At 64.0% G+C, this 24,219-nt stretch carries 22 protein-coding genes and 1 pseudogene; 21 read left to right on the top strand and 2 right to left on the bottom strand.

The genetic code is table 11. The features are described from left to right. Nucleotides 1-181 precede the first annotated feature (181 nt). The 9 genes from rsfS to LB526_RS13010 all read left to right on the top strand — a co-directional run bounded on the left by rsfS (nucleotide 182) and on the right by LB526_RS13010 (nucleotide 9,207). Nucleotides 182-559: a ribosome silencing factor gene (rsfS, locus tag LB526_RS13050; RefSeq protein ID WP_095767215.1), complete on the top strand. Its 378-nt coding sequence runs from the start codon at nucleotides 182-184 to the stop codon at nucleotides 557-559. Nucleotides 560-621: 62 nt separating this feature from the next. Beyond that, on the top strand, nucleotides 622-1,104 hold the full coding sequence (gene rlmH / locus LB526_RS13045; protein WP_224627931.1) for a 23S rRNA (pseudouridine(1915)-N(3))-methyltransferase RlmH: 483 nt from the start codon (nucleotides 622-624) through the stop codon (nucleotides 1,102-1,104). Nucleotides 1,105-1,299: 195 nt separating this feature from the next. Further along, entirely contained in the window at nucleotides 1,300-2,634 is a 1,335-nt protein-coding gene (locus LB526_RS13040) for a murein hydrolase activator EnvC family protein (protein ID WP_224627928.1), read from the top strand. A gap of 1 nt (nucleotide 2,635) precedes the next feature. Continuing rightward, complete coding sequence (locus LB526_RS13035; RefSeq protein WP_176477009.1) at nucleotides 2,636-3,967, top strand: S41 family peptidase; 1,332 nt, start codon at nucleotides 2,636-2,638, stop codon at nucleotides 3,965-3,967. A 184-nt stretch (nucleotides 3,968-4,151) separates the two neighbouring features. Continuing rightward, complete coding sequence (locus LB526_RS13030) at nucleotides 4,152-5,342, top strand: divergent polysaccharide deacetylase family protein (RefSeq protein ID WP_224627926.1); 1,191 nt, start codon at nucleotides 4,152-4,154, stop codon at nucleotides 5,340-5,342. A 52-nt stretch (nucleotides 5,343-5,394) separates the two neighbouring features. Then, the gene (locus tag LB526_RS13025) at nucleotides 5,395-5,910 is read left to right on the top strand and encodes an RNA pyrophosphohydrolase (RefSeq protein WP_224627924.1); all 516 of its coding nucleotides are present in this window, start codon (nucleotides 5,395-5,397) and stop codon (nucleotides 5,908-5,910) included. Nucleotides 5,911-5,986: 76 nt separating this feature from the next. Further along, on the top strand, nucleotides 5,987-7,138 hold the full coding sequence (alr, locus tag LB526_RS13020) for an alanine racemase (protein WP_224627922.1): 1,152 nt from the start codon (nucleotides 5,987-5,989) through the stop codon (nucleotides 7,136-7,138). An 86-nt stretch (nucleotides 7,139-7,224) separates the two neighbouring features. Next, nucleotides 7,225-8,487 carry a D-amino acid dehydrogenase gene (locus tag LB526_RS13015; protein WP_224627921.1) on the top strand — a complete coding sequence of 421 codons (1,263 nt, stop codon included), beginning with the start codon at nucleotides 7,225-7,227 and terminating at the stop codon, nucleotides 8,485-8,487. A 147-nt stretch (nucleotides 8,488-8,634) separates the two neighbouring features. After that, nucleotides 8,635-9,207, top strand: coding sequence for a hypothetical protein (locus LB526_RS13010; protein ID WP_224627920.1), 573 nt, complete (start codon nucleotides 8,635-8,637; stop codon nucleotides 9,205-9,207). Nucleotides 9,208-9,607: 400 nt separating this feature from the next. Here LB526_RS13010 and LB526_RS13005 read toward each other — a convergent pair whose 3' ends face one another. Next, nucleotides 9,608-10,489, bottom strand: coding sequence for a LysR family transcriptional regulator (locus tag LB526_RS13005; RefSeq protein WP_224627919.1), 882 nt, complete (start codon nucleotides 10,487-10,489; stop codon nucleotides 9,608-9,610). A 366-nt stretch (nucleotides 10,490-10,855) separates the two neighbouring features. Between LB526_RS13005 and LB526_RS13000 the strand changes: the two genes are divergently transcribed. The 3 genes from LB526_RS13000 to LB526_RS12990 all read left to right on the top strand — a co-directional run bounded on the left by LB526_RS13000 (nucleotide 10,856) and on the right by LB526_RS12990 (nucleotide 13,507). Further along, a complete protein-coding gene (locus LB526_RS13000) occupies nucleotides 10,856-12,352 on the top strand; it encodes a CoA-acylating methylmalonate-semialdehyde dehydrogenase (RefSeq protein WP_224627918.1) in 1,497 nt (498 codons plus the stop codon). 264 nt (nucleotides 12,353-12,616) lie between these two features. Continuing rightward, nucleotides 12,617-12,919, top strand: coding sequence for a hypothetical protein (locus LB526_RS12995; protein ID WP_140841768.1), 303 nt, complete (start codon nucleotides 12,617-12,619; stop codon nucleotides 12,917-12,919). A 270-nt stretch (nucleotides 12,920-13,189) separates the two neighbouring features. Further along, complete coding sequence (locus tag LB526_RS12990) at nucleotides 13,190-13,507, top strand: hypothetical protein (protein ID WP_224627917.1); 318 nt, start codon at nucleotides 13,190-13,192, stop codon at nucleotides 13,505-13,507. A gap of 27 nt (nucleotides 13,508-13,534) precedes the next feature. On the opposite strand, the gene LB526_RS12985 is transcribed toward LB526_RS12990, so the two are convergent. Next, nucleotides 13,535-14,239 (bottom strand): GntR family transcriptional regulator, encoded by a 705-nt coding sequence (locus LB526_RS12985; RefSeq protein ID WP_224528154.1) that lies wholly within the window; start codon nucleotides 14,237-14,239, stop codon nucleotides 13,535-13,537. Between the two features lie 68 nt (nucleotides 14,240-14,307). Between LB526_RS12985 and LB526_RS12980 the strand changes: the two genes are divergently transcribed. From LB526_RS12980 to LB526_RS12940, 9 genes and pseudogenes are all read left to right on the top strand, one after another. Next, nucleotides 14,308-15,243, top strand: a complete 936-nt coding sequence (locus LB526_RS12980; protein WP_224627916.1) for a dihydrodipicolinate synthase family protein — start codon at nucleotides 14,308-14,310, stop codon at nucleotides 15,241-15,243. 14 nt (nucleotides 15,244-15,257) lie between these two features. Further along, on the top strand, nucleotides 15,258-16,568 hold the full coding sequence (locus LB526_RS12975) for an NAD(P)/FAD-dependent oxidoreductase (RefSeq protein ID WP_224528149.1): 1,311 nt from the start codon (nucleotides 15,258-15,260) through the stop codon (nucleotides 16,566-16,568). 13 nt (nucleotides 16,569-16,581) lie between these two features. Beyond that, a complete protein-coding gene (locus LB526_RS12970; protein ID WP_224528146.1) occupies nucleotides 16,582-17,583 on the top strand; it encodes a 4-hydroxyproline epimerase in 1,002 nt (333 codons plus the stop codon). Between the two features lie 339 nt (nucleotides 17,584-17,922). After that, the gene (locus LB526_RS12965) at nucleotides 17,923-18,825 is read left to right on the top strand and encodes a branched-chain amino acid ABC transporter permease (RefSeq protein ID WP_224528143.1); all 903 of its coding nucleotides are present in this window, start codon (nucleotides 17,923-17,925) and stop codon (nucleotides 18,823-18,825) included. A gap of 5 nt (nucleotides 18,826-18,830) precedes the next feature. After that, a complete protein-coding gene (gene livM, locus LB526_RS12960; protein ID WP_224627915.1) occupies nucleotides 18,831-20,426 on the top strand; it encodes a high-affinity branched-chain amino acid ABC transporter permease LivM in 1,596 nt (531 codons plus the stop codon). Continuing rightward, nucleotides 20,426-21,586, top strand: a pseudogene (locus LB526_RS12955) (ATP-binding cassette domain-containing protein); the annotation flags it as partial. The gene livM and the pseudogene LB526_RS12955, both read left to right, overlap by 1 nt. A 26-nt stretch (nucleotides 21,587-21,612) precedes the next feature. Continuing rightward, on the top strand, nucleotides 21,613-22,341 hold the full coding sequence (locus tag LB526_RS12950; protein ID WP_224528140.1) for an ABC transporter ATP-binding protein: 729 nt from the start codon (nucleotides 21,613-21,615) through the stop codon (nucleotides 22,339-22,341). 117 nt (nucleotides 22,342-22,458) lie between these two features. After that, nucleotides 22,459-22,806 carry a DUF6867 family protein gene (locus tag LB526_RS12945; RefSeq protein ID WP_095767236.1) on the top strand — a complete coding sequence of 116 codons (348 nt, stop codon included), beginning with the start codon at nucleotides 22,459-22,461 and terminating at the stop codon, nucleotides 22,804-22,806. Between the two features lie 137 nt (nucleotides 22,807-22,943). Then, the gene (locus LB526_RS12940; protein WP_095767237.1) at nucleotides 22,944-24,059 is read left to right on the top strand and encodes a branched-chain amino acid ABC transporter substrate-binding protein; all 1,116 of its coding nucleotides are present in this window, start codon (nucleotides 22,944-22,946) and stop codon (nucleotides 24,057-24,059) included. The last annotated feature ends 160 nt before the right edge of the window (nucleotides 24,060-24,219 follow it).

The following is a 24,219-nucleotide window of genomic DNA, read 5'->3' as shown; positions in this document are numbered from 1 at the left end:
GCGGCTTGGCGGAGCGCCTCCTCAACATCGCGCGGAGATCACGCTTCGAAGGCGCCCGTCTTGAAACTGCAACGGAACTCTGCCTATCTAAGTGGTGTCACCTGATTTGCCTGGTGATTTGGTTGTTCTTGTTGGGAAAGGAAACACACTGAGAACAGCACTGCGGAAGAAGGCTGACATCATGCCTTCGCCGGCAGGGATCAGCGGAAACGACGCCGCGTCCCTCGCCATCGACACAGTCCTTGCCAGTCTGGAAGACTCCAAGGCCGAAAACATCGTCTCAATCGACATCCAGGGAAAATCGAGCCTCGGCGACTATATGGTCATCGCCTCGGGCCGATCGCACCGTCATGTCTCGGCTGTCGCCGATCATCTCCTCAAGGCGCTGAAGGATGCCGGCCTCGGCAATGCGCGCGTCGAGGGGCTGGCCAGCGCCGACTGGGTCCTGATCGATTCGGGCGACATCATCGTCCATGTCTTCCGCCCCGAAGTCCGCGAGTTCTACAATCTCGAAAAGATGTGGCAGGCGCCGGATCTCGAGGAAGAGACCTTGCACTGAGCCTTGATCCGCCTGCCGTGAACCGTCACGGTACGCATTAGGACAAGCTCGCCGGGGCGAGGATGAAGATTACCGTTCATGCCGTGGGCCGGATGAAAACCGGCCCCGAGAGAGAACTCGCCGACCGCTATTTCGAGCGCTTCGCCAAGAGCGGGCCCGCGGTCGGGCTGGAATTTGCCGGCATTGTCGAGGTCCCCGAGAGCCGCGGACAGAGCGCCGACGAGCGCCGCCGCGAGGAAGGCCAGAAGCTGCAGGCGCAGTTGCAGTCGGGCGCTGTTCTCATCCTGCTCGACGAACGCGGCAAGTCGCTTTCCTCGGAAGACCTGGCCGCCCGCATCGCACAGTTGCGCGACGGCGGCCGCAAGGCGCTGGTCGTCGCGATCGGCGGTGCCGACGGCCATGACAGATCCCTGCGCGAGCAGGCCGACCTGGTGCTGTCCTTCGGCGCGCTGACCTGGCCGCACCAACTGGTGCGCGTCATGCTGGGCGAGCAGCTTTACCGGATCGCGACGATCCTGGCGGGTCACCCCTATCATCGATCGTGAATGGCTCGACGGCCAAGAAGCTGGGGATTGCCGGCCCACGCCAGGATTTCTGCCTCAATCGCACGGCAACGGGTATTCTGTTTTACGCAATCCCGGACGGAAAACCGTTACGCACTTTTCCTGGAATTGCTCTGAGCGGCGCTTTCAACATGGTTGATGGTTCGTTAACGAAGCGGCGGATAGGTTAGAGGCCTGATGTCTGAAGGCTGGACTCCGATTACCCGCGCCTGGCGCGTCCGCTGCGGCTTGACCCTTGTCGCCGCCCTGGTCGCGCTCGGTCCGGCCCAGGCGGCCGAAAATTCGCTCGACCTTGCGCCCGACCCGGATCAGAGCCGGGCCGAATACGAGCAGGTTTCCAAGGAGATCACGCTCTCGTCGGAGCGGCTGGGCAAGCTCGCCGCCGACATCGCTTCGGTGCGCAAGGACTATGCTTCGATCACCGCGGCGCTCATCCAGTCGGCGATGACGGAGCAGAAGCTCGGGCAGGACATCGAGGACATCGGCGCCAAGCTCGAAGGGCTGAAGGCCGAGCAAAATAAGCTGCGCGCCTCGCTCATGGCGCGGCGCGACGTGCTGGCCGAAGTGCTCGGCGCATTGCAGCGCATGGGCCTCAATCCGCCGCCGGCGATCCTGGTCAAGCCCGAGGATGCGCTGTCGTCGGTGCGCAGCGCCATCCTGCTCGGCGCCGTGGTGCCTGAACTGCGCCAGCAGACCGATCGGCTGATGGCCGACCTCAAGGAGCAGACGCGGGTGACGGCCTCGATCGAGGCCGAGCGGGCCAGGCTCACCACCGCCGTCACGGACCAGACGGCGGAGAAGAAGCGGCTCACCATGCTGCTCGAGGCCAAGAAAAAACTGCAGGCCGATACCCAGGCCGCGATGGCGGCAGAGCAGCAGCACTCGCAGCAGCTGGCGGCGAAGGCGAGCAGCCTCAAGGACCTGATCGCCTCGCTGGAAGCCGACAAGGCGCGCAAGGCGCAGGACCAGGCTAAGGCGGGCGAGCGCAAATCGACGGACAACGACACCACGGCCTCGACCACCGAGCTCGCCGCGCTGCCGGTGCCTGAAGCGAACCGTCTCACGGGATCGGTGCCGTTTTCGGCATTGCAAGGCCAGATCGCGTTGCCTGTCATCGGCAAGATCAAACTGCGTTTCGGCGCCGACGACGGCAATGGCGCGGCGATGCAAGGCGACATGGTTGCGACACAATCGGGAGCCATCGTCACCGCGCCGGCGGATGGAAACGTGCTTTATGCGGGGCCGTTTCGCTCCTATGGTCAACTCTTGATCCTCAACGCAGGCGACGGGTATCATGTCGTTCTGGCGGGGATGAGCAGAATCAGCGTCGCGACCGGACAGTCGGTGCTCGCAGGAGAGCCGATCGGCGCGATGGGAGAGGCCCGGGTGGCAAGCACCTCGGCCTCGCGAAATGGAAATGCGGCGCTGGAACTCTATGTTGAGTTCCGCAAGGATGGAAAACCCGTCGATCCGGCCCCATGGTGGGCGGACCGATTTTCTGGAAGGACGTGAAATGATGCGGAAACTGTCGCTTCTGTTTGCCGGCGCGCTGATGGGCGCATCGGCAATGAGCCTGGTCTACGGCGCACCGGGTTCGGCGGCGAATGCTGCGGGTTCGGAAACCTACAAGCAGCTGGCGATCTTCGGCGACATCTTCGAACGCGTGCGCGCCAATTATGTGACGCCGCCGGACGATAAATCGCTGGTCGAGAACGCCATCAACGGCATGCTGTCCTCGCTCGACCCGCACTCCTCCTACATGAATGCCGAGCAGGCGCAGGACATGCGCGTGCAGACAAAGGGCGAGTTCGGCGGCCTCGGCATCGAGGTCACCATGGAAAACGACCTCGTCAAGGTGATCACGCCGATCGACGACACGCCGGCCGCCAAGGCGGGCGTGCTTTCCGGCGATTACATCGCCAAGATCGACGGCGAGGAGGTTCGCGGCCTCACCCTCAACGACGCGGTCGAGAAGATGCGCGGGCCGGTCAACACGCCGATCAAGCTCACCATCCTGCGCCAGGGCGCCGACAAGCCGATCGAGCTGACGGTGGTGCGCGACATCATCAAGGTCAAGGCGGTGAAGTACCGGGTCGAGAACGACATCGGCTACATGAAGATCACCTCCTTCACCGAGAAGACCTATGACGATCTCGAGAACGCCATCGAGAACATCAAGAAGCAGGTGCCGAACGACAAGCTGAAGGGCTATGTGCTCGACCTGCGCCTCAATCCGGGCGGCCTGCTCGACCAGGCGGTCAGCGTGTCGGACGCCTTCCTCAAGCGCGGCGAGATCGTCTCGACGCGCGGCCGCGATCCGAAGGACGTCACCCGCTTCGACGCCAAGCCGAAGCAGGTCGATGACATCAACGGCAAGCCGATGATCGTGCTGGTCAATGGCGGCTCGGCGAGCGCCTCGGAAATCGTCGCCGGCGCGCTGCAGGATCTGCGCCGCGTCACGGTGGTCGGCACGCAGTCCTTCGGCAAGGGCTCGGTGCAGACCATCATCCCGCTCGGCGAGAACGGCGCGCTCAGGCTGACGACGGCGCTCTATTACACGCCGTCGGGCAAGTCGATCCAGGGCAAGGGCATCACGCCCGACATCAAGGTCGACCAGCCGTTGCCGCCGGATCTGCAGGGCCGCGACCTGACCCGCGGCGAATCCGACCTCAAGGGCCACATCAAGGGCGCCGACGAGAGCTCCACCGGCTCGGGCTCGGCCGCCTATGTGCCGCCGGATCCGAAGAACGACCTGCAGCTGATCTATGCCGAGCAGCTTCTGCGCGGCGAAAAGACCGATCCGTCGTTCCCGCCGAACCCGGACAAGGCCGTGCTGAACCAGTAATGCGGTCCGGCTCTGGCCGGCTGCGAGAAGCAATGCAATGCTGCCGGGGCCGCGAGGTTCCGGCAGTTTGATTCGAGGACCGCGGTCGGGGCGCCACGCGTCTGGGTATCGCGCCGGCGATTGCGAAGTTCACGCGAGATGTCACGAAAAACGTGACCCTGGCGTGCTTCCGGGGAAACACGACTTGGCTGAGATCGGCAAGGACATCGAACGCCCGCTCGGACAGACGATCCGGCCCCAGCGCAAGGCCTCGCGCGGCATCGGCTCCGGCTCGCTCATCGCGGTGCTGGCCGTGCTTGGCGTGATCGGTGTTTCCGGCGCTATTGCGCTGCGTGAAAGGCCGTTCCGCAAGCCGGAAGAAGTCGACGTTTCCACGCCGAAGATCACCGCCGAGGCTGCTCCTGCGGCGACAGCGGCGCCCGCCCCGGCTCCGATGGCGGCGGCGCCACAGGCCAGCACGCCGATGAAGAGCGGCGGCCCGCAGATCATCCACGTCCAGACCGAAGAAGGCGACGGCCCGCCGAAGGCTGCGATCGTGATTCGCGATCCGTCGACGCTCGGCCAAAACCTCAAGGTCGCCCATATCCCGGACAGGGCGCTGATCGAGGCCACCGACACCGGACCGCTGCCGATCCGCAGCGCCGACGGCCGGCGGCCGTTCGACGTTTATGCGCGGCCTTGGTCAGGCGCGCGCGGGGCACGGGTGGCGATCGTCATCGGCGGACTTGCCGTCTCGCAGACCGGCACGCAAGCAGCGATCGCCAAGCTGCCGGCCGAAGTGACGTTGGCCTTCGCGCCGCAAGGCAACAGTATCGGCCGCTGGATGCAGACGGCAAGGCAAAGCGGGCATGAGATCGTCATGCAGGTGCCGCTCGAGCCGTTCGATTATCCCAACGTCAATCCCGGCCGAAACACGCTGACTGTCGCGGCCAGCCCGGACGAGAACCTGAAGAGCCTTCACTGGGCCCTGTCGCGCACGACCAACTATACCGGGGTCATGAACTATATGGGCGCGCGCTTCTCGGCCGACGCCGCGGTGATGGAGCCGTTCATGGCCGAGCTCGGCAAGCGGGGGCTTGCCTATATCGATGACGGCTCGTCCTCGCGCAGTGTGGCGCCCGACCTGGCGTTGAAAGACGGTGTGCCGTTCGTTGCCGGCGACATGGCGATCGATGCCGTGCAGGATCGCGGCGAAATCCTCAAGAAGCTGGACAGCCTCGAAGCCACAGCGCGGGCCAAGGGCAGCGCCGTCGGCATCGGTTCGGCCTTCGATATCACCGTCGACACGGTGACGTCGTGGATTGCCGAAGCGAAGAAGCGCGGCATTGAGATCGTGCCGATCTCGGCTGTGGCGATCGATCCGCAAAAAGGCTAACCCTACCCGCCTCGCCGAACTCCATTCTCAAAGACAGCTGGAACGCTGACATATGGCCAAGACGATCGATCCCGAAACGCTGCCTTACCGTCCGTGCGTCGGGCTGATGATCCTCAACAAAGCAGGTCTGGTCTGGGTTGGGCACCGCATCGCCGAACCGGACAGCGAGTTCGCCGACACGACGCAGCTTTGGCAGATGCCGCAAGGCGGCATCGACAAGGGCGAAGAGCCGATCGAGGCCGCCGGGCGCGAGCTCTACGAGGAGACCGGCATGCGCAGCGTGTCGCTGCTGGCCGAGGCGCCGCGCTGGATCAATTACGACCTGCCGGAGCATCTGGTCGGCGTCGCCTTCAAGGGCCGCTATCGCGGCCAGACGCAGAAATGGTTCGCCTACCGCTTCGAGGGCGATGAAGGCGAGATCGAGATCAATCCGCCTCCCGGTGGCCATAAGGCCGAGTTCGATGAATGGGCCTGGCGGCCGATGCGGGAGCTGCCCGACCTGATCGTGCCGTTCAAGCGCAAGGTCTACGAGCAGGTGGTCGCGGCGTTCCAGCATCTCGTCCCCTGAGCGGCCGCCATCTGTCCCGGTTGTCGCGGCCGCCCCATGGCCGTATTGATTGCCGATGCAATGAGCGGGGGTCGCCATGAGCGACGACACGGGACGCGGGTTTCCGGCACATGATGCAAGGAGTGGCTCGACGGTGAGCGAGGCGGCTGCCGGCGCGATCCTGACGATCGACCTCGGCGCCATCCGGGAAAACTACCGCCGGCTGAAGGCGCGGCTGAGCGCCGTCCGCTGCGCCGGGGTGCTCAAGGCCGACGGCTATGGGCTTGGCGCCGCGCAAGTGGCCTCGGCGCTGGCGAAAGAGGGCTGCGACATCTTCTTCGTCGCACTGCTTGGCGAAGGCATCGCGCTGCGCAAGGCGATCGGCCCGGGGCCGGACATCTTCGTGCTGAACGGGCTGCCCCCCGGCTCGGAACCGGAAGCCGCGGCGGCCGGGCTTTGGCCGGTCATCAACAGCGCCATGCAGTTGAAGGCCTGGCGCGAGACCGCGCGAGGCATGGGCCAAAGCCTTGCCGCCGCCATCCAGGTCGACAGCGGCATGGCAAGGCTCGGCATGGCGCCGGCGAAAGTCGAGGCGGTCGCGGGGGAGACCGGCGCCTTCGACGGCGTCGACATTCGTTTCGTCATGAGCCATCTCGCCCGCGCCGACGAGCCGCAACAGGCGGCGAACGAGAGGCAGCGGCACGAATTCGAAAGGCTGCGCAGGATGCTGCCCGCGGCGCCCGCCTCCTTGGCCAACTCGTCCGGCATCTTTCTCGGACCGGCCTATCACTACGACCTTGCCCGTCCGGGAGCCGCGCTTTACGGCGTCAACCCGACGCCCGCCGCGCCCAATCCGATGCTGCCAGTCATACGGCTGCAAGCCAAGGTGGCGCAGACGCGGCAGGTCGGCGCCGGCGCCGGCATCGGCTATGGACATACCCACCAGGCGGACGGGCTGCTCGATCTCGCGACCATTTCGCTGGGCTATGGCGACGGCTGGCACCGTCGCGCCGCTTCGGCTGGCTGGTTCGAGGGCGTGCGACTGCCCTTCGTCGGGCGCGTGTCGATGGACTCGATTATCCTCGACATTTCGGCGCTTCCGGCAGGTAGGCTCGGCGAAGGCGACCTCGTCGAGCTCATCGGTGCGTCACAAAGCGTCGACGACGCGGCCGGCCACGCCGGCACCATCGGCTACGAGATATTGACCAGCCTGGGCGCGCGCTTTCACCGCCGTTACATCGGCGGATAACGCAGCACTTGGCGGGTGCCGCAAAATCCGGCAGACAGGGAATGGCCATGCCTCGGGCGGCATGATCGGCTTTGAGGGAGCTTTGAATGAAAGTCATCGTGCTGGGCGGCGGCGTAATCGGGGTCACCACCGCCTACTTCCTCGCCGAGGCCGGTCATGAAGTGACCGTCTACGATCGCCAGCCGGGGCCGGCGCTCGAAACCAGCTTCGCCAATGCCGGCGAAGTGTCGCCGGGCTATGCGTCGCCCTGGGCCGGGCCGGGCATCCCGGTCAAGGCCATCAAATGGCTGTTGATGAAATACGGACCGCTGGTGGTGCGGCCGGCTTTCGACCCGAATATGTGGACCTGGCTCCTCAAGATGCTGCGCAACTGCACGGCCGAGCGCTACGCGCTCAATAAGTCGCGCATGGTGCCGCTTGCCGAATACAGCCGCGACACGCTGAAGGCGCTGCGCGAGGCGACCGGCATCACTTACGACGAACGGACCAAAGGCACGCTGCAGCTGTTCCGCAAGCAAAAGCAGCTCGACGGCACCGGCGGCGACGTCGAGGTGCTGAAGAAATACGGTGTGCCTTACGAGATCCTCGACCGCGACGGCTGTATCGCCGCCGAGCCGGCCCTCGCGGCGGTGCGTGAGAAATTCGTCGGCGGCCTCAGGCTTCCGGGCGACGAGACCGGCGACTGCAAGATGTTCACCGATAAGCTCGCAGAACTGTGCGTGGCGCGCGGCGTGATCTTCGAATACGGCTCGACCATCCGGCGCATCGTCAGGAACCGCAATCGCCTCACTAACGTCCTCACGGAGGGCGGATGGAAATCCGCGGACGCCTTCGTGATGGCGATGGGCAGCTATTCGGCGCAGTTCATGCGCTCGCTGGGGCGGCCGATACCGGTCTATCCGGTCAAGGGCTATTCGATCACCGTGCCGATCGACAATGTCGAGGCCGCGCCTGTGTCGACCGTCATGGACGAGACCTACAAGGTGGCGATCACCAGGCTCGGCGACCGCATCCGGGTCGGCGGCACGGCGGAGATTTCGGGCTACGACCTTCGCCTGCAGGAATCGCGCCGCCGCACGCTCGAACACTCGGTCGGCGATCTCTTCCCCGGCGGCGGCGATCTCAAGGCGGCGAGCTTCTGGTGCGGCTTGCGGCCGATGACGCCGGATGGACCGCCCTTGATCGGGCAAAGCGAGGTTGCCAACCTCTATCTCAACACCGGCCACGGCACGCTCGGCTGGACCATGGCCTGCGGCTCGGCCAAGGTGCTGGCCGACATCATGTCCAACCGGGTGCCGGAGATCAACGCGCGCGACCTCAGTCCGGAGCGGTATCTCAAACCTATCTGAGGGGCTTTGCAGTTGCTTCGGCGGGCTCGGCTCAGAACGCCTCCCTGACCCAGCTGCCGCTGAACAGCAGCCGGTAGAACCTGGCGCTGGCAAGCCGGCGGCGACCAACTGCCTGTGATAAAGTCGGCCGCAGTGAGGGGACTTCGGATGCGTCTTTTTCTTTTTGCGGCGGCCGCCTGTCTGACCTGCGCCCCGGCGGCGCTGGCAGCGGACAAAACCGTTCACGACAAGGAGCACGGCTTTTCGCTGACCTATCCCGAGCAATGGGCGAGCGAAACCGCCTTTGACAACACCATTCGGCTCAAGATCAAATCCGGCGAAGGAGGGCTCACCTGCCGCGTGTCGGAAAATGCCTATGATCCGACCGCTCCCGACAATCCGCCCGATGTCAGGGCGTTCATGGAGGAAGACTGGAAGGTGAGCAACTGGCAGACCATGGTCGGCGTCGCCTATCAGTCGGCCGCCTTCCGCCAGGACAGGTTGGCGCATTTTCCGGACGGCTATCCGGTGCGCGTGGCCGAGATGGATTTCCACTATGCCGACGAAAATGTCAGCTTCTACGGCCATTCCCGCATCGCGCTGACGCTGCGCAGCTCGCATTACGGCTTCGTCGATTGCGGGGTCGCGGGCGACAACTCCGAAGAGGTGGAGCGGAAATGGGCGCCGCTTGCGGACGAGGCCAATAAGATCGTGAGCTCGTTCGTGCTCGACGCGGATTAATTCCTCACTGCAGGCATTTGAAGGGTTGCGGGCTTGTCAGCGGCAAGATTTTCACCGTCCATTTCGGTGAAATCAGCGCAGACGTTGGGAATTGGCTGAAGCCTCTCAACCTCGTCATTCCAGGGCGGAGCAGCCGCGGAGCGGCGTCGCGGAGACCCTGGAATCCATTCCGTGATTCTGATCAAAGAGTGCAGCTGAGCAGAATTCTGCACCGCGGCAGCGCTCATGCGACACGGAATGGATCCTCGGGTCTGCGCGCGTCGCTTCGCTCCTTGCTCCGCCCGTGGATGACGAGGCCGGACCGTTTCGGCCAATCTCCAAGGCATACCATCTGTCAACGCGAACACCGGTCAGATTTCTGTCCCGGGAACGTTCTGGTCAAGCGGTCCTAGATCGTGTTCTAGACAAAAAGGCCGCGCTCGCGTTCCACGGCCTTGGTGATGAAGTTGGCGACCAGCTGCACGCGGCGCAGCGGCCGCACCGATTCATGATAGACCAGCCAGTAGGCGCGGCGGATGGGCGCGACGATGTCGACCGGCACCAGCTCCGGCATCGAACGGGCGATGAACGTGTGGAGGATGCCGATGCCCGCGCCGGAGCGCACCGCTTCGGCCTGGCCGAGCGCCGAGGAGATGGCAAAGCTGGTGCGCCATTCGGGGCTGAACTCGGCAGCATAGTCGAGCGAGGGGCTGACGATGAGGTCCGGCACATAGCCGATCAGCGTGTGCAGGCCGAGCTCGGCCGGCGCTTTCGGCAGGCCGTTGGCTTCGGCATAGGCGCGGGAGGCGAACAGGCCGAGCGTATAGTCGACCAGCTTGCCTGCCACCAGCCGCCCTTCGCTCGGCCGCTCGACGGTGATCGCAATATCGGCCTCGCGCCTGGACAGCGAGAAGGAGCGCGGCACCGGCACCAGCTGGATGGTGAGCTCGCGGTGCAGCGCAGTCAGCTCGCCCAGCCGCTTTGCCAGGAAGGCGACGCCAAATCCGTCCGGCGCGCCGATGCGCACCGTGCCCGAAACGTCGTCGCCCTCGCCGGCAATGGTCGAGCGCGCGGCGATCATGTCGCTCTCCATGCGCTCGGCTATGTCGAGGAAGCGCTCGCCGGCCGGCGTCAGCTCGCTGCCGGTGGTCAGGCGGCGGAAGAGTTTTGTGCGAAGCGCCTCTTCGAGCGCGGCGATGCGGCGCGAGACGGTGGCGTGGTTGAGCTCCAGGCGCTTGGCCGCACCGAGGATCTGGCCGGCGCGGGCGACTGCAAGGAAGATGCGGACGTCATCCCAGTTCATGGGAGTGGTCCGTTTTAACCGGCAGCGCCGCGTTCCCGCCCACCCCCCTCTGTCCTGCCGGACATCTCCCCCGCAAGGGGGGAGATTGGCAGCTTCTCTGATGGCGCTTCTTTTCAATCGTTGGTGATTGGCGAAAGCCTTCGTGACGTCTGATCTCCCCCCTTGCGGGGGAGATGGCCGGCAGGCCAGAGGGGGGTGTGAAGGAACGCAAGCTTCGGCCTTTTCGGCAATCCATCATTTGCGGCAATTAATGCACACCTCGGGATCGTTGTCTATTTTCCGCACAACGGTTGCGTTTTGGCTCGCGTTGCCATCGCCGCCGCAAAGGCAGACAATGGGTCATCATCAGAACAGGGAGAGAAAAGCATGATCGAATACGGTCATTTCATCGGCGGCAAGCGTGTCGCCGGCACCAGCGGGCGCAAGCAGGATGTGATGCAGCCGATGGACGGCTCCGTGCGCGGCACGGTGGCTTTGGCCTCGCAGGCGGAGCTGCGCGCCGCGGTGGAGAACGCCAAGGCAGCGCAGCCGAAATGGGCGGCCACCAACCCGCAGCGCCGCGTGCGCGTGCTGATGAGATTCCTCGAGCTGGTCGCCCGCGACTATGACGAGCTGGCCGACATATTGGCGCGTGAGCACGGCAAGACTATTGCCGATGCGCGCGGGGACATCCAGCGCGGCCTCGAAGTGGTCGAGGTCTGCATCGGCGCGCCGCACATGATGAAGGGCGAGTTCACCGACGGCGCCGGCCCGGGCATCGACGTCTATTCGATGCGCCAGCCGCTCGGCGTCGTAGCCGGCATCACGCCGTTCAACTTCCCGGCCATGATCCCGCTGTGGAAGATCGCGCCGGCCATCGCCTGCGGCAACGCCTTCATCCTGAAGCCGTCGGAGCGCGATCCGGGCGTGCCGATCCGCATTGCCGAACTGTTCATCGAGGCCGGCCTGCCGGCCGGCATCCTCAACGTCGTCAATGGCGACAAGGAAGTTGTCGACGCCATCCTCGACGATCCGGACATCAAGGCCATCGGCTTCGTCGGCTCGACGCCGATCGCGCACTATATCTATTCGCGCGGCACGGCATCGGGCAAGCGCGTGCAGTGCTTCGGCGGCGCCAAGAACCACATGATCATCATGCCCGATGCCGACATGGATCAGACCGTCGATGCGCTGATTGGCGCCGGCTACGGCTCGGCCGGCGAACGCTGCATGGCGATCTCGGTGGCTGTCCCGGTCGGCAACGACACCGCCAACCGGCTGATGGAAAAGCTGGTGCCGCGCGTCGAGAGCCTCAAGGTCGGCCCCTCGACCGACTCTTCCGCCGATTTCGGTCCGCTGGTGACCGCGCAGGCGCTGGAGCGCGTCAAGGGTTACGTCGATATCGGCGTCAAGGAAGGCGCCAAGCTCGTCGTCGACGGCCGCGGCTTCAAGATGCAGGGCTATGAGAACGGCTACTATATGGGCGGCTGCCTGTTCGACAACGTGACCGCCGACATGCGCATCTACAAGGAAGAGATCTTCGGGCCGGTGCTCTCGGTGGTGCGCGCGCCGCGCTACGAGGACGCCATCAAGCTCGCCAATGACCACGAGATGGGCAACGGCGTCGCCATCTTCACCCGTGACGGCGACGCCGCGCGTGATTTCGCGTCCAGAGTCCAGGTCGGCATGGTCGGCATCAACGTGCCGATCCCGGTTCCGATCGCCTATTACACGTTCGGCGGCTGGAAGGCGTCGTCCTTCGGCGACCTCAACCAGCACGGTCCGGACGCGTTCCGCTTCTATACCAAGACCAAGACGGTCACCTCGCGTTGGCCGTCGGGTATCAAGGACGGCGCCGAGTTTGTCATCCCGACGATGAACTAGCCCGAACGGTCGTCCAAACCAACATTGAGAAGGCGCGGCGCAAGCCGCGCTTTCTTTTTATGGACGAAGGCGAAGCACAACTTCAGGCGCATGAATTCCGGCGCATCGCGTCATGCGTGCGTCCGCATATTCTAATAATTCCATCGCCGTGTGATGGAACCAACAGACCACCATCTGCCTTAGGCTTTATTCCTGCCATGCGTGCAGGCAACCAAGCAGCGCCGGTTCAAGCCGGGGTTCTCGTCTGGCGCGAGGAGGTGTCAGATGACACGATTTGTTGTGGCGGCAATATTGGCGGCGACGGCGATGACCGTTGGAGCCGCGCCGGCGAGCGCGGCGGCGCAATGCGCGGCGCGCGCCGACATCATCAAGGCGCTTGGCGACAAGTTCCACGAAACCGAGGCTGGGCGCGGCCTGATCAATCCGAACGTCGTGCTCGAGATCTTTGTCTCCGACCAGGGAAGCTGGACGGTGCTCGCCTCCGATACCAAAGGCCAGAGCTGCGTGCTTTCCGTCGGCGAGGGCTGGGACAGCCCGACGATCACCGCGGCGATGCCGGGCGCCTGAAACCGGCAGGGAGCCGGGGTGCGCGCCACAACGGCTCCCACGGTCGGGCGTCAAGTGGCGCCAAGCAAGGCGCTCTCCGCGGCGCCGCTTGTTTACGGAGCGGAGCTTCACCATATCGAATCTCAGGGAGTCATGATCTCCCGACGACAGACCGGAAGCCAGAAGGAGTGACGCGATGAAGACGTCCAATCCGGCCTGGAGCCTTCCGGCACACTGAGGCGGCCGAATGTGCCTCCCTTTGCCGGAATGCGACGGCAAAGGAGGTGCCCCATGGCACGCGAATTTTCGTTTCAATGGGTCAAGCTTGCGGCCCTTGGCGCCATGATGGCGCTGCCGGCAGTTCCGGCGCGGGCGCAAGTCATCTGCGGCGGCCATGACTTTCTGGTCGCGAAGCTGGCGGAGGCATTCGAGGAGAAGCGGCTGGGCTATGGCGTGGCCGGACAAGTCGCCATCTTCGAGGTGTTCGTCTCGGCAGGCGGAACCTGGACCATCCTGATGACGGACGTCAAAGGCCAGAGCTGCATCCTGGCCGCCGGCGAGGGGTGGGAAGACACGCTGGCCACCGCGGTCGGGCAGCCGGGTGGCTGAAGCGCCTCGAGCAGGCGCTGGTCCTGCTCAGCGCGTGGCGGCCACCTCGGCATGACCGCGCAGCAGCGCTATCAGCTTCTTGGCGTCCTTGGCGGCGGCTTCCTCGTCGCCGTCGAGGATGGAACGGATCAGCGCCACGTGGTGCTCGGCCGATTCGGCGAGACCGGTATCGGCCTTGTAGCGATACCAGAAGCGGCGGCTGTGGGTCTGCAAGGGGCCTGCCACACGCGCCGCGAAGGGGTTGTCGGCGGCGATGGCCAGCGCTTCGTCGAGCGCCTTGTCGGCCTGGATGAAGGCAAGCACATTGCTCGAGATCACCGCCTTCTGCATGGCCAGGGCCGCTTCGTGGAACAGGTCGGCGGCCTCGCGGGTGACGAAGCGGGCGGCCGAGCGGGCGAGCACCACCTCGATGCCGCGCCGCGCATCCAGCACCCGCAGCCAGTCGCCGGCGTGAAGCGGCGCCACCGCGATGCCGGCACGGGGTCTGATGTCGAGAAGCCCTTCCCAGGCGAGCCGCTGGATAGCCTCGCGCACGGGGGTGCGTCCGAGACCCAGCCGCTCGATCAGCGCGCCTTCGGTGACGAAGCCCGACGGCGCCAGCTCGAGCGTGACGATCATATACTCAAGCGCGCGATAGGCCTTGGTCGCCGCCGGCTCGAAGGTCGCGTTCGCCTCGATGGATATCAGCGGGGAGATCAATGGCGGGCTCCTGATATATTTTTCATATATCATAAGTGATTCAGCGTTGACAGGCTAATTCTTAATAGATATACGGCTGATATATCAGAGGAGAGATAGCCATGTGGGCCGGAGTTTTCCCCGCCGTCACGACCAAATTCACCGCCGACGACCGTCTCGACCATGCCGAGATGGAGCGCTGCTACGGGCTGCAGATGGAGGCCGGCTGCGATGGCATCATTGTGTGCGGTTCGCTCGGCGAAGGACCCATGCTGTCGCCCGACGAGAAGATCGAGGTGCTGAAGGCGGCGCGGAAAGTCGCCGGGAAGAAGCCGGTGCTCTTGACCGTCAACGAGCCCGGCACGCGTGAGGCGGCTGCTATCGCCAAACGCTCCGCCAAGGAAGGCGCCGACGGACTGATGGTGGTGCCGAGCCCGATCTATCACACCGACCCGCAAGAGACGGTCGCCGCCCTTCGCGCCGTCGCCGAAGCAGGCGACCTGCCGGTCATGATCTATTCCAACCGGCTCGCCTATCGCGTCGACGTCACCGTCGATCTGATGGAGGAGCTGGCGTCGGACAAGCGTTTCGTCGCCATCAAGGAATCCTCCGACGACATCCGCCGATCGACCGAGATCATCAACCGCTTCGGCGACCGCTACGACCTCTTCACCGGCGTCGACAACCTTGCCTTCGAGGCGCTGTCGGTCGGCGCCATCGGCTGGGTCGCCGGCCTCGTCACCGCCTTCCCGCGCGAGACGGTCGCGATCTACCAGTTGATGCAACAGGGCCGACGCGACGAGGCGTTGGCGATCTACCGCTGGTTCCGGCCCTTGCTCGACCTCGATGTCTCGACCTATCTGGTCCAAAACATCAAGCTTGCCGAAGTGCTGGCGATCGATACCAATGATCGCGTGCGCATGCCGCGCCAGCCGCTGTCGGGTGAACGCCGCAAGGCGGTCGAAAAGATCGTCCGGGATGCGCTGGCGGTGCGGCCGAAGCTGCCGCCGCTGCAGACGTCTCCTCGATCGGCGGACAGCTTGGCGGCGGCCGAATAAGGGACAGCCCTGACGTGCAACGAAATTCCAAATCCTGGGAACAGGAGCGGCGCTCAGCCACCGGGGCATCTTCTGCCGGTGCACGGGGAGAAGCGGACGACATCGCCATCATTGGCGGCGGCATCATCGGCATCTGCGCTGCAACCCTGCTCTCGGAAGCGGGGCGCAGCGTCACCGTCTTCGACCGCACCGGCATCTGCGAGGAGACGAGCTCCGGCAATGCCGCCGCCTTCGCCTTCTCCGATGTGCTGCCGCTGGCGCATAAAGGCATGATACGGCAATTGCCGAAGTGGCTCGCCGACCCGCTCGGGCCTTTGGCCATCCCGCCGGCCTATCTGCCGAAACTTCTGCCCTGGCTGATCCGCTTCTGGCGGGCGGGCGCCGCCAGGCACTACGAAGCGAGTCTGGCGGCGCAGGCGGGCATGATGAAGCTCGCCCAAGCCGAATGGATGGAGCTGCTCGATCGCTCCGGCTCGCGGCCGATGCTGCGCGAGGATGGGTCGCTGGAATTTTATGAGAGCGAGGCGGAGTTCCGCGCCTCGCTGCCCGGCTGGGCCGAGCGCGAGCGTTTCGGCATCGGCTTTCGCCACGTCGAGGGCGAAGAGATGGCGGCGCTTCAACCGGGTCTTTCGCCGCGCTTCGTCAAGGGCACCTTCGTGCCGGGCTGGAAGACGGTCGCCGACCCGAAGCTGCTCGGCAAGGCGATCTGGGCCTATGCGGAAAAGCTCGGCGCCCGTTTCGAGCATGCGCGGGTCGCGCGCATAGAAGAGGATGCAAAGGGCCCCACGATCGTTCTGGCCGACGGCAGCAGGCGCGCGGCAAAGACGCTTCTGATCGCCGCGGGCGCCTGGTCTCATCTCCTGGCAAGGGATATCGGCGACCGCATCCCGCTTGAAACCGAGCGCGGCTATAACACGACGCTGCCGGTGTCGGCCTTCGACGTGAAACGGCAGCTGATCTTTTCCGGCCATGGCTTCGTCATCACGCCGCTCGAGACCGGCTTGCGCGTCGGCGGCGCCGTCGAGCTCGGCGGCATCGAGCGGCCACCAAATTTCGCCCGTTCCAAGGCGATGCTGGAGAAGGCGAAGCGTTTCCTGCCCGGGCTTGATCCGTCGGGAGGCCGCGAGTGGATGGGTTTTCGCCCCTCGCTGCCGGATTCCCTGCCGGTGATCGGCGCGGCGCGCGCGCCGAACGTCTATTATGCCTTCGGCCACGGCCATCTCGGCCTGACCCAGTCGGCGGCGACCGGCCGCTTGATCCGCGATCTCGTTCTCGGGCAGACTCCGCCGCTCGATCTCACGCCCTTCAGTCCGCAGCGTTTCTGAAAAAGAGTCCATCATGGCCAAAAAATCCTTCTTCTGCATCGACGGCCACACCTGCGGCAATCCGGTGCGCCTGGTCGCCGGCGGCGGGCCGTTGCTCGAGGGCGCGACCATGATGGAGCGGCGGGCGCATTTTCTCGCCGAATATGACTGGATCCGCACCGGACTGATGTTCGAGCCGCGCGGCCATGACGTGATGTCGGGCTCGATCCTCTACCCGCCGACGCGCGAGGACTGCGACATCGCCATCCTGTTCATCGAGACCTCGGGCTGCCTGCCGATGTGCGGGCATGGCACGATCGGCACCGTCACCATGGCCATCGAGCACGGGTTGGTGAAGCCGAAGACGCCGGGCGTGCTCAGGCTCGACACGCCGGCCGGCCTGGTTATCGCCGAATACAAACAGGTCGGCGAGTATGTCGAGGAGGTGCGCATCACCAACGTGCCGTCCTTCCTCTATGCCGAAGGATTGACCGTCGACTGCCCGGTGCTCGGCGAGATCAGCGTCGACGTCGCTTATGGCGGCAATTTCTACGCCATCGTCGAGCCGCAGAAGAATTACCGGGACATGGCCGATCACTCGGCCGGCGACCTCATCGCCTGGAGCCCGGTTGTGCGCCAGCGCCTCAACGGGAAATACTCCTTCGTGCATCCGGAGAACCCCGGCATCAACCGGCTGTCGCATCTGCTGTGGACGGGCAAGCCGAAACATGCCGAGGCCGACGCGCGCAACGCCGTCTTCTACGGCGACAAGGCGATCGACCGCAGCCCTTGCGGCACCGGCACCTCGGCCCGCATGGCGCAGCTCCATGCCAAGGGCAAGCTCAGGGCCGGCGACAGTTTCGTGCATGAATCGATCATCGGCTCGCTGTTCAAAGGCAGGGTCGAAAAGGAGGTCAGCGTGGCCGGTAAGCCGGCGATCATCCCCTCGATCGGCGGCTGGGCACGGATGACGGGCCTGAACACCATCTTCATCGACGACCGCGATCCGTTCGCGCATGGATTCGTCGTCACATAAGCGTCACAGCCTCACCCAACGGAAGGCATGCCGCCCAACATGGGCAGCCTCTGTTCGCGCAAGAAATCTTCTCATCAACTTATTTTGACGGCGATTTCTTCGAGCGGGTGGGCATTATAGGGCTGAATCGTCAAAGACATTGCGTTGTGCCAATGATAGGTTCCGCGATAGTCCAGGGGGCCGGGTACGAAAAACGGACAATCGGGCGGCGTGCTTCCAAAACACGCCCGGCGATTGAAAAATCACGTTGCAATCCGGGCTCGAGACTTTACGACTAGGGGAAATACGAAAAGGAGTGCGACCCGGAAACGGGCGACATTCCAGGGGAGCCGCGTAAATATGCAGTATTTCGTCCAGCAGCTTATCAATGGGCTGACGCTGGGATCTATCTATGGCCTGATCGCAATCGGCTACACGATGGTCTACGGCATCATCGGCATGATCAATTTCGCCCATGGCGATATCTTCATGGTCGGCGCCTTCACCGCCCTCATCGTCTTCCTGATCCTTGGCGCGTTGTTCTATTCGGTGCCGGTCGTGGTGGCGCTTCTGATCATGATGATCGTCGCCATGCTTCTCACCAGCCTCTACAACTGGACGATCGAGAAGGTGGCCTACCGGCCGCTGCGCGGCTCGTTCCGGCTGGCGCCGCTGATCACCGCCATCGGCATGTCGATCGCGTTGTCCAATTTCGTGCAGGTCACGCAAGGCCCGCGCAACAAGCCGATCCCGCCGCTGGTCAGCCAAGTCTACACTGTTGATGGTGTGAGCGTTTCGCTGAAGCAGATCCTCATCGTGATCGTCACCATCGTGCTGCTGGCGATTTTCTGGTATCTCGTCAACCGGACAGCGCTCGGGCGGGCGCAACGCGCCTGCGAGCAAGATCGCAAGATGGCAGCACTACTCGGTATCGACGTCGACCGCACCATCTCCATCACCTTCATCATGGGCGCAGCTCTCGCCGCCGTCGCCGGCACGCTGTTCCTGATGTATTACGGCGTCGTGGTGTTCTCGGACGGCTTCGTGCCGGGCGTGAAAGCCTTCACGGCGGCCGTGCTTGGCGGCATCGGCTCGCTGCCCGGCGCGGTGCTCGGAGGATTGCTCATCGGCTTCATCGAGAGCATGTGGTCGGCCTATTTCTCGATCGACTACAAGGACGTCGCCGCTTTCTCGATCCTGGCGATCGTGCTCATCTTCCTGCCCTCCGGCATCCTCGGCCGGCCTGAAGTCGAAAAGGTCTGATCCTGATGGCCGTTACCGTGTCTTCGGAGCGCGACGCCGTCGCTACTCCAGTTCAGCGCGCTTTTCGCGAAGCGCTCTATGCAGGCGCCATCGCGCTCGGCCTGTTCGTGCTGTTTATCGGTCTCAGGACCGACCAGAATATCTCCAACGAACTGATTCTGGTGCAGCGCTGGGGCCTGCTCGCCCTGGTGGTCATCGCCACCGCCGGGGGCCGCTTCCTGTATGTCGCCTATGGCCAGCCCTTCGTGGCCAGCCTGAAGATCGCCGACATCGACACAGGCCTGCTGCCCGACACCATGGCGGCACGCTTCTTCAGGATGCCTTATTTCGTAGCCGCGGTCGTTGTCGCAGCCCTGCTGTTCGTGCTGGCCGGCTCGCTTGACGGGCTGCTCGGACCCGACCTTGCCGGCTACCCGCGCTTTGTGCGGGCGCTGGCGATCATTTATGCCGTCGCCTGGGTAATGTATTATTTCCGGGCCTTCATCCACGCCCACTTCTCGGCGTTGGGCATCAGCGCGCTGGCGCTCTATCCGATCATCGTCGTGCTGGTGCTTGCGCTGGTAACAGGATCGATAGCGGGAGGGTTTCAGGGCTCTTTGAAGTGGGTCGACAATTTCGGCATCCAGATCCTGATCTATGTGATGCTGGCCTGGGGGCTGAACATCGTCATCGGCCTCGCCGGCCTGCTCGATCTCGGCTACGTCGCCTTCTATGCCGTCGGGGCGTATGCCTACGCGCTGCTCGGCACGCATTTCGGCCTGTCGTTCTGGATCCTGCTCCCGGCCGCCGGCTGCATGGCCGCCTTCTGGGGCGTCATGCTCGGCTTCCCGGTGCTGCGGCTGCGCGGCGACTATCTGGCGATCGTCACCCTTGCCTTTGGCGAGATCATCCGCCTCGTCCTGATCAACTGGCGCGAGGTGACAAACGGTTCGGCCGGCATTTCCGGCATTCCAAAGGTCTCCTTCTTCGGCCTGATGTCGTTCAACGTCTCGGATCCGAACTACATCGCCAAGGTGCTGCACATCGCCACATCGAGCGCCTATTACAAGATCTTCCTTTACTATCTGATCCTCGGACTCTGTCTTTTGACCGCCTTCGTTACCATCAGGCTGCGGCGGTTGCCGGTCGGCAGGGCGTGGGAAGCGCTGCGCGAGGACGAGATCGCCTGTCGCTCGCTCGGCATCAACACCACCACCACCAAGCTGACGGCGTTCGCCACCGGCGCCATGTTTGGCGGCTTCGCCGGCTCGTTCTTCGCCGCAAGGCAAGGTTTCGTCAGCCCCGAATCCTTCGTCTTCCTGGAATCGGCGATTGTCCTCGCCATCGTCGTGCTCGGCGGCATGGGTTCGCTGGTCGGCATCGCCGTAGCGGCGCTGGTGATGATCGGCGGCACCGAAGCGTTGCGGGAGCTCGACTTCCTGAAGCGGGTCTTCGGTCCCGATTTCACGCCTGAACTCTACCGCATGTTGCTTTTCGGCATGGCCATGGTCATCGTCATGCTGTGGAAGCCGCGCGGCTTCGTCGGCAGCCGCGAGCCGACGGCCTTCCTGAAGGAGCGAAGAGCGGTTTCAAGCTCCTTCACCAAGGAGGGGCACGGCTGATGAACGCGACCCCTTCCTCGAACGATTTCATCCTGCAGGTCGAGCATTTGTCGATGAGGTTCGGCGGCCTAGTCGCCATTGGCGACCTGTCGTTCCAGGCCAGGCGCGGCGAGATCACCGCGCTGATCGGCCCGAACGGCGCCGGCAAGACCACGGTGTTCAACTGCATCACCGGCTTCTACAAGCCGTCTGAAGGCATGATCACGCTGAACCGGGGGGACGGCTCGACCTATCTGCTCGAGCGCCTGCCCAACCACGAGATCCCGGCCCGCGCCAAGGTGGCGCGCACCTTCCAGAACATCCGCCTGTTCTCGGGCATGACGCTGCTGGAGAACCTCCTGGTCGCGCAGCACAACAAGCTGATGAAGGCTTCGGGCTATACTCTCCTCGGCCTGTTCGGCTTTCCGAGCTATCGCCAGGCCTCGGCCGAGTCGATCGAGCTCGCCAGGCACTGGCTGGAGAAGGCCGATCTTGTCGATCGCGCCGACGATCCGGCCGGCGACCTGCCCTATGGCGCGCAGCGGCGCCTGGAAATCGCGCGCGCCATGTGCACGGGGCCGGAGCTCCTGTGCCTCGACGAACCGGCCGCCGGCCTCAATCCGAAGGAATCTGCGGCGCTCAACGAGCTGTTGATGGGCATCAAGAGCACCGGCACGTCGATCCTGCTCATCGAGCACGACATGTCGGTGGTGATGCAGATCTCCGACCATGTCGTCGTGCTCGAATACGGCCGCAAGATCTCCGACGGCAATCCGGCGTCGGTCCGCACCGATCCGCGCGTCATCGCTGCCTATCTCGGCGTCGACGACGAGGAGGTCGAGACGGTGCTGACCGAGGTCGGCGATGAGGACGTGATCGAGCAGCTAGATACCGGCCCCGATTCCGCGCATGGGCCGGGAAATTCCGCCTCGATGATGGCGGGGCCGGTTTCCGATTCGGTCGAACATGGGAATGAGGGCGAGCGGGTCACGGTCTCGAAGGGCGCCTCGAAGGCGGCGCAAGTCGACGCGCGCGCTGCGTCGATAGCCAGCAAGCCTACAGCCAAGCCGGCCGCGAAGCGGAGCACTGGGAAGGCCGCGCCGAAGAAAACAACCGCCGGGGCTCCGGCCGCGAAGGCCGACAGCGCTTCGAAGGGCAAGGACGCAGCGGCCAAGCCCGCACCTGGCAAGCGTGGAGGGCGTAAATAATGGCCGGCACAACGCTGCTCGACATCAAGGGTGTCGAGACTTACTACGGCAACATCCGGGCGCTGAACGGCGTCGATGTCAGCGTCGACCAGGGTGAGATCGTGGCACTGATCGGTGCCAACGGCGCCGGCAAGTCGACGCTGATGATGACCATCTTCGGCGCGCCGCGCGCCCGCACCGGAACCATCACCTTCGCCGGCACCGACATCACCAAGATGCCGACGCATGAGATCGCACGCCTGCGCATCGCGCAATCCCCGGAAGGCAGACGCATCTTTCCGCGCATGACGGTGATGGAAAATCTGCAGATGGGCGCCAGCCTCGACAACCTCAAGCATTATGACGAGGACGTCGAGAGGGTGTTCACGCTGTTCCCGCGGCTGAAAGAGCGCATCGCCCAGCGCGGCGGCACGCTGTCGGGCGGCGAGCAGCAAATGCTGTCGATCGGGCGCGCGCTGATGGCGCGGCCGAAGCTTTTGTTGCTGGACGAGCCCTCGCTGGGCCTCGCGCCGCTGATCGTCAAGCAGATCTTCGACGCCATCCGCGAGCTCAACAAGACGCAGGGGCTGACTGTGTTCCTGGTCGAGCAGAACGCCTTCGGCGCGCTCAAGCTCGCCACGCGCGGTTATGTCATGGTCAACGGCAATGTGACGATGAGCGGCACCGGTAAGGAATTGCTTGCAAATCCGGAAGTGCGCGCCGCCTATCTCGAAGGCGGACATCATTAGAGCGCGATGACTTTCCCAGGATCGCCATCTCGCTCTAAGGTTTTGTTCTTGAAGCATGATCTTCTCCGAAAAGTCTGCAACTTTTCGGGATCATGCTAAGATCTGGGGACATCGATCATGCAGGGCATTATCTACGAAGAAGCCTCGATCTGGCAGTTTCTATTCGTCACAGGCCTGCTTGGCGGCGGGGCGGCATGGATGACAGGCAAAGCGGCGGCTCAGACCTGGAGCACGTATCTGCGGCTGTTTTTCTTCCTGCTCGGTCTCGGTATCGGCGTCAGGTTCATCCATCACGCCTTGTTCGGCGGCACGATGTTCTCGCTGCATTACTATATCGTCGACACCATCGTCCTGATGATACTGGGCTTCCTCGGCTATCAATACACGCGCACCAACCAAATGGTCACGCAGTATAACTGGCTCTATGAAAGAGCTTCCTTGTTAAGCTGGAAACCGAAAGGTTGACGTTCACCATTTACGCCGTTTCGGGGATGAATCGGCGTGACAAGTGCCTGAAAATCGGCATTCTATGCTTTCTGCGATAAGGGTGGGCATCGCATGAAAGTATCATCCACGCCCACTCCGTAAATGGGAGCGTTTCAATGAAAAAATCACTTTTGTCCGCCGTGGCGCTGACCGCGTTCGTCGCGTTCAGCGGCAGCGCGTGGGCCGACATCCTGATCGGCGTCGCCGGTCCGATCACCGGCCCGAACGCCGCCTTCGGCGCGCAGTTGCAGAAGGGCGCGGAACAGGCGGTCGCCGACATCAACGCGGCGGGCGGCATCCTCGGCCAGCAGCTCAAGCTCGAGATCGGTGACGACGTCTCCGATCCCAAGCAGGGCATCTCGGTCGCCAACAAGTTCGTCGCCGACGGCGTCAAGTTCGTCGACGGCCACTTCAACTCCGGTGTGTCGATCCCGGCCTCGGAAGTCTACCAGGAAAACGGCATGCTCGAGATCACGCCGGCCGCGACCAACCCGAAGTTCACCGAGCGCGGCATGTGGAACACCTTCCGCACCTGCGGTCGTGACGACCAGCAGGGCAAGGTGGCCGGCGACTACATCGCCAAGAACTTCAAGGATGCCAAGATCGCCATCATCCACGACAAGACGCCTTATGGTCAGGGCCTCGCCGACGAGACCAAGAAGAACCTCAACGCCAACGGCATCACGGAAGTGTTGTACGAAGGCGTGAATGTCGGCGACAAGGACTTCTCGGCCCTCATCGCCAAGATGAAGGAAAACGGCGTCACGCTCATCTACTGGGGCGGCCTGCACACCGAAGCCGGCCTGATCATCCGTCAGTCGGCCGATCAGGGCCTGAAGGCGCCGCTGTTCTCGGGCGACGGCATCGTCTCCAACGAACTGGCCTCGATCGCGGGCGACGCCGTTGCCGGCACGCTCAATACCTTCGCTCCGGATCCGCGCAAGAATCCGGCCGCCAAGGAAGTGGTCGAGAAGTTCCGCGCCAACGGCTTCGAGCCGGAAGCTTACACGCTCTACTCCTATGCCGCGGTGCAGATCATCGCCCAGGCCATCGCCAAGACCGGCTCGGCCGACGACGCGCAGAAGGTTGCGGAGACGATCAGGGCCAACACCTGGAAGACCGCCATCGGTGACATCGGTTACGACAGCAAGGGCGACATCACCCGTCCTGACTATGTCATCTATGAATGGAAGAAGGGCGACGACGGCAAGTACAGCTACTTCGAGAAATAAGCCGGCAAACTCAAGCCGACTTTTCGGGGATGCCCGGCGCTCGCGCCGGGCATTTTCGTTTGCGGGCGAGGCCAACCGGAAGCTCCGCGCCGCGCCCCCGGGCAATACCGTCCACCACCCATGATCCGTGTTCGAAGAACAGCAATAATGATTTGGCGCA

Origin of the sequence: Mesorhizobium sp. CA6 (genome assembly GCF_020165035.1) — a bacterium.
Classification (GTDB): domain Bacteria; phylum Pseudomonadota; class Alphaproteobacteria; order Rhizobiales; family Rhizobiaceae; genus Mesorhizobium.
This window is presented reverse-complemented; position numbering and strand designations above follow the sequence as displayed.

Bases quoted from the DNA above. Each gene is read 5' to 3' on its own strand.
- rsfS (WP_095767215.1), top strand. From the start codon at position 182: ATGCCTTCGCCGGCAGGGATCAGCGGAAACGACGCCGCGTCCCTCGCC.
- rlmH (WP_224627931.1), top strand. From the start codon at position 622: ATGAAGATTACCGTTCATGCCGTGGGCCGGATGAAAACCGGCCCCGAG.
- LB526_RS13040 (WP_224627928.1), top strand. From the start codon at position 1,300: ATGTCTGAAGGCTGGACTCCGATTACCCGCGCCTGGCGCGTCCGCTGC.
- LB526_RS13035 (WP_176477009.1), top strand. From the start codon at position 2,636: ATGATGCGGAAACTGTCGCTTCTGTTTGCCGGCGCGCTGATGGGCGCA.
- LB526_RS13025 (WP_224627924.1), top strand. From the start codon at position 5,395: ATGGCCAAGACGATCGATCCCGAAACGCTGCCTTACCGTCCGTGCGTC.
- alr (WP_224627922.1), top strand. From the start codon at position 5,987: ATGAGCGACGACACGGGACGCGGGTTTCCGGCACATGATGCAAGGAGT.
- LB526_RS13015 (WP_224627921.1), top strand. From the start codon at position 7,225: ATGAAAGTCATCGTGCTGGGCGGCGGCGTAATCGGGGTCACCACCGCC.
- LB526_RS13010 (WP_224627920.1), top strand. From the start codon at position 8,635: ATGCGTCTTTTTCTTTTTGCGGCGGCCGCCTGTCTGACCTGCGCCCCG.
- LB526_RS13005 (WP_224627919.1), bottom strand. From the start codon at position 10,489: ATGAACTGGGATGACGTCCGCATCTTCCTTGCAGTCGCCCGCGCCGGC.
- LB526_RS13000 (WP_224627918.1), top strand. From the start codon at position 10,856: ATGATCGAATACGGTCATTTCATCGGCGGCAAGCGTGTCGCCGGCACC.
- LB526_RS12995 (WP_140841768.1), top strand. From the start codon at position 12,617: ATGACACGATTTGTTGTGGCGGCAATATTGGCGGCGACGGCGATGACC.
- LB526_RS12990 (WP_224627917.1), top strand. From the start codon at position 13,190: ATGGCACGCGAATTTTCGTTTCAATGGGTCAAGCTTGCGGCCCTTGGC.
- LB526_RS12985 (WP_224528154.1), bottom strand. From the start codon at position 14,239: ATGATATATGAAAAATATATCAGGAGCCCGCCATTGATCTCCCCGCTG.
- LB526_RS12980 (WP_224627916.1), top strand. From the start codon at position 14,308: ATGTGGGCCGGAGTTTTCCCCGCCGTCACGACCAAATTCACCGCCGAC.
- LB526_RS12970 (WP_224528146.1), top strand. From the start codon at position 16,582: ATGGCCAAAAAATCCTTCTTCTGCATCGACGGCCACACCTGCGGCAAT.
- LB526_RS12965 (WP_224528143.1), top strand. From the start codon at position 17,923: ATGCAGTATTTCGTCCAGCAGCTTATCAATGGGCTGACGCTGGGATCT.
- livM (WP_224627915.1), top strand. From the start codon at position 18,831: ATGGCCGTTACCGTGTCTTCGGAGCGCGACGCCGTCGCTACTCCAGTT.
- LB526_RS12950 (WP_224528140.1), top strand. From the start codon at position 21,613: ATGGCCGGCACAACGCTGCTCGACATCAAGGGTGTCGAGACTTACTAC.
- LB526_RS12945 (WP_095767236.1), top strand. From the start codon at position 22,459: ATGCAGGGCATTATCTACGAAGAAGCCTCGATCTGGCAGTTTCTATTC.
- LB526_RS12940 (WP_095767237.1), top strand. From the start codon at position 22,944: ATGAAAAAATCACTTTTGTCCGCCGTGGCGCTGACCGCGTTCGTCGCG.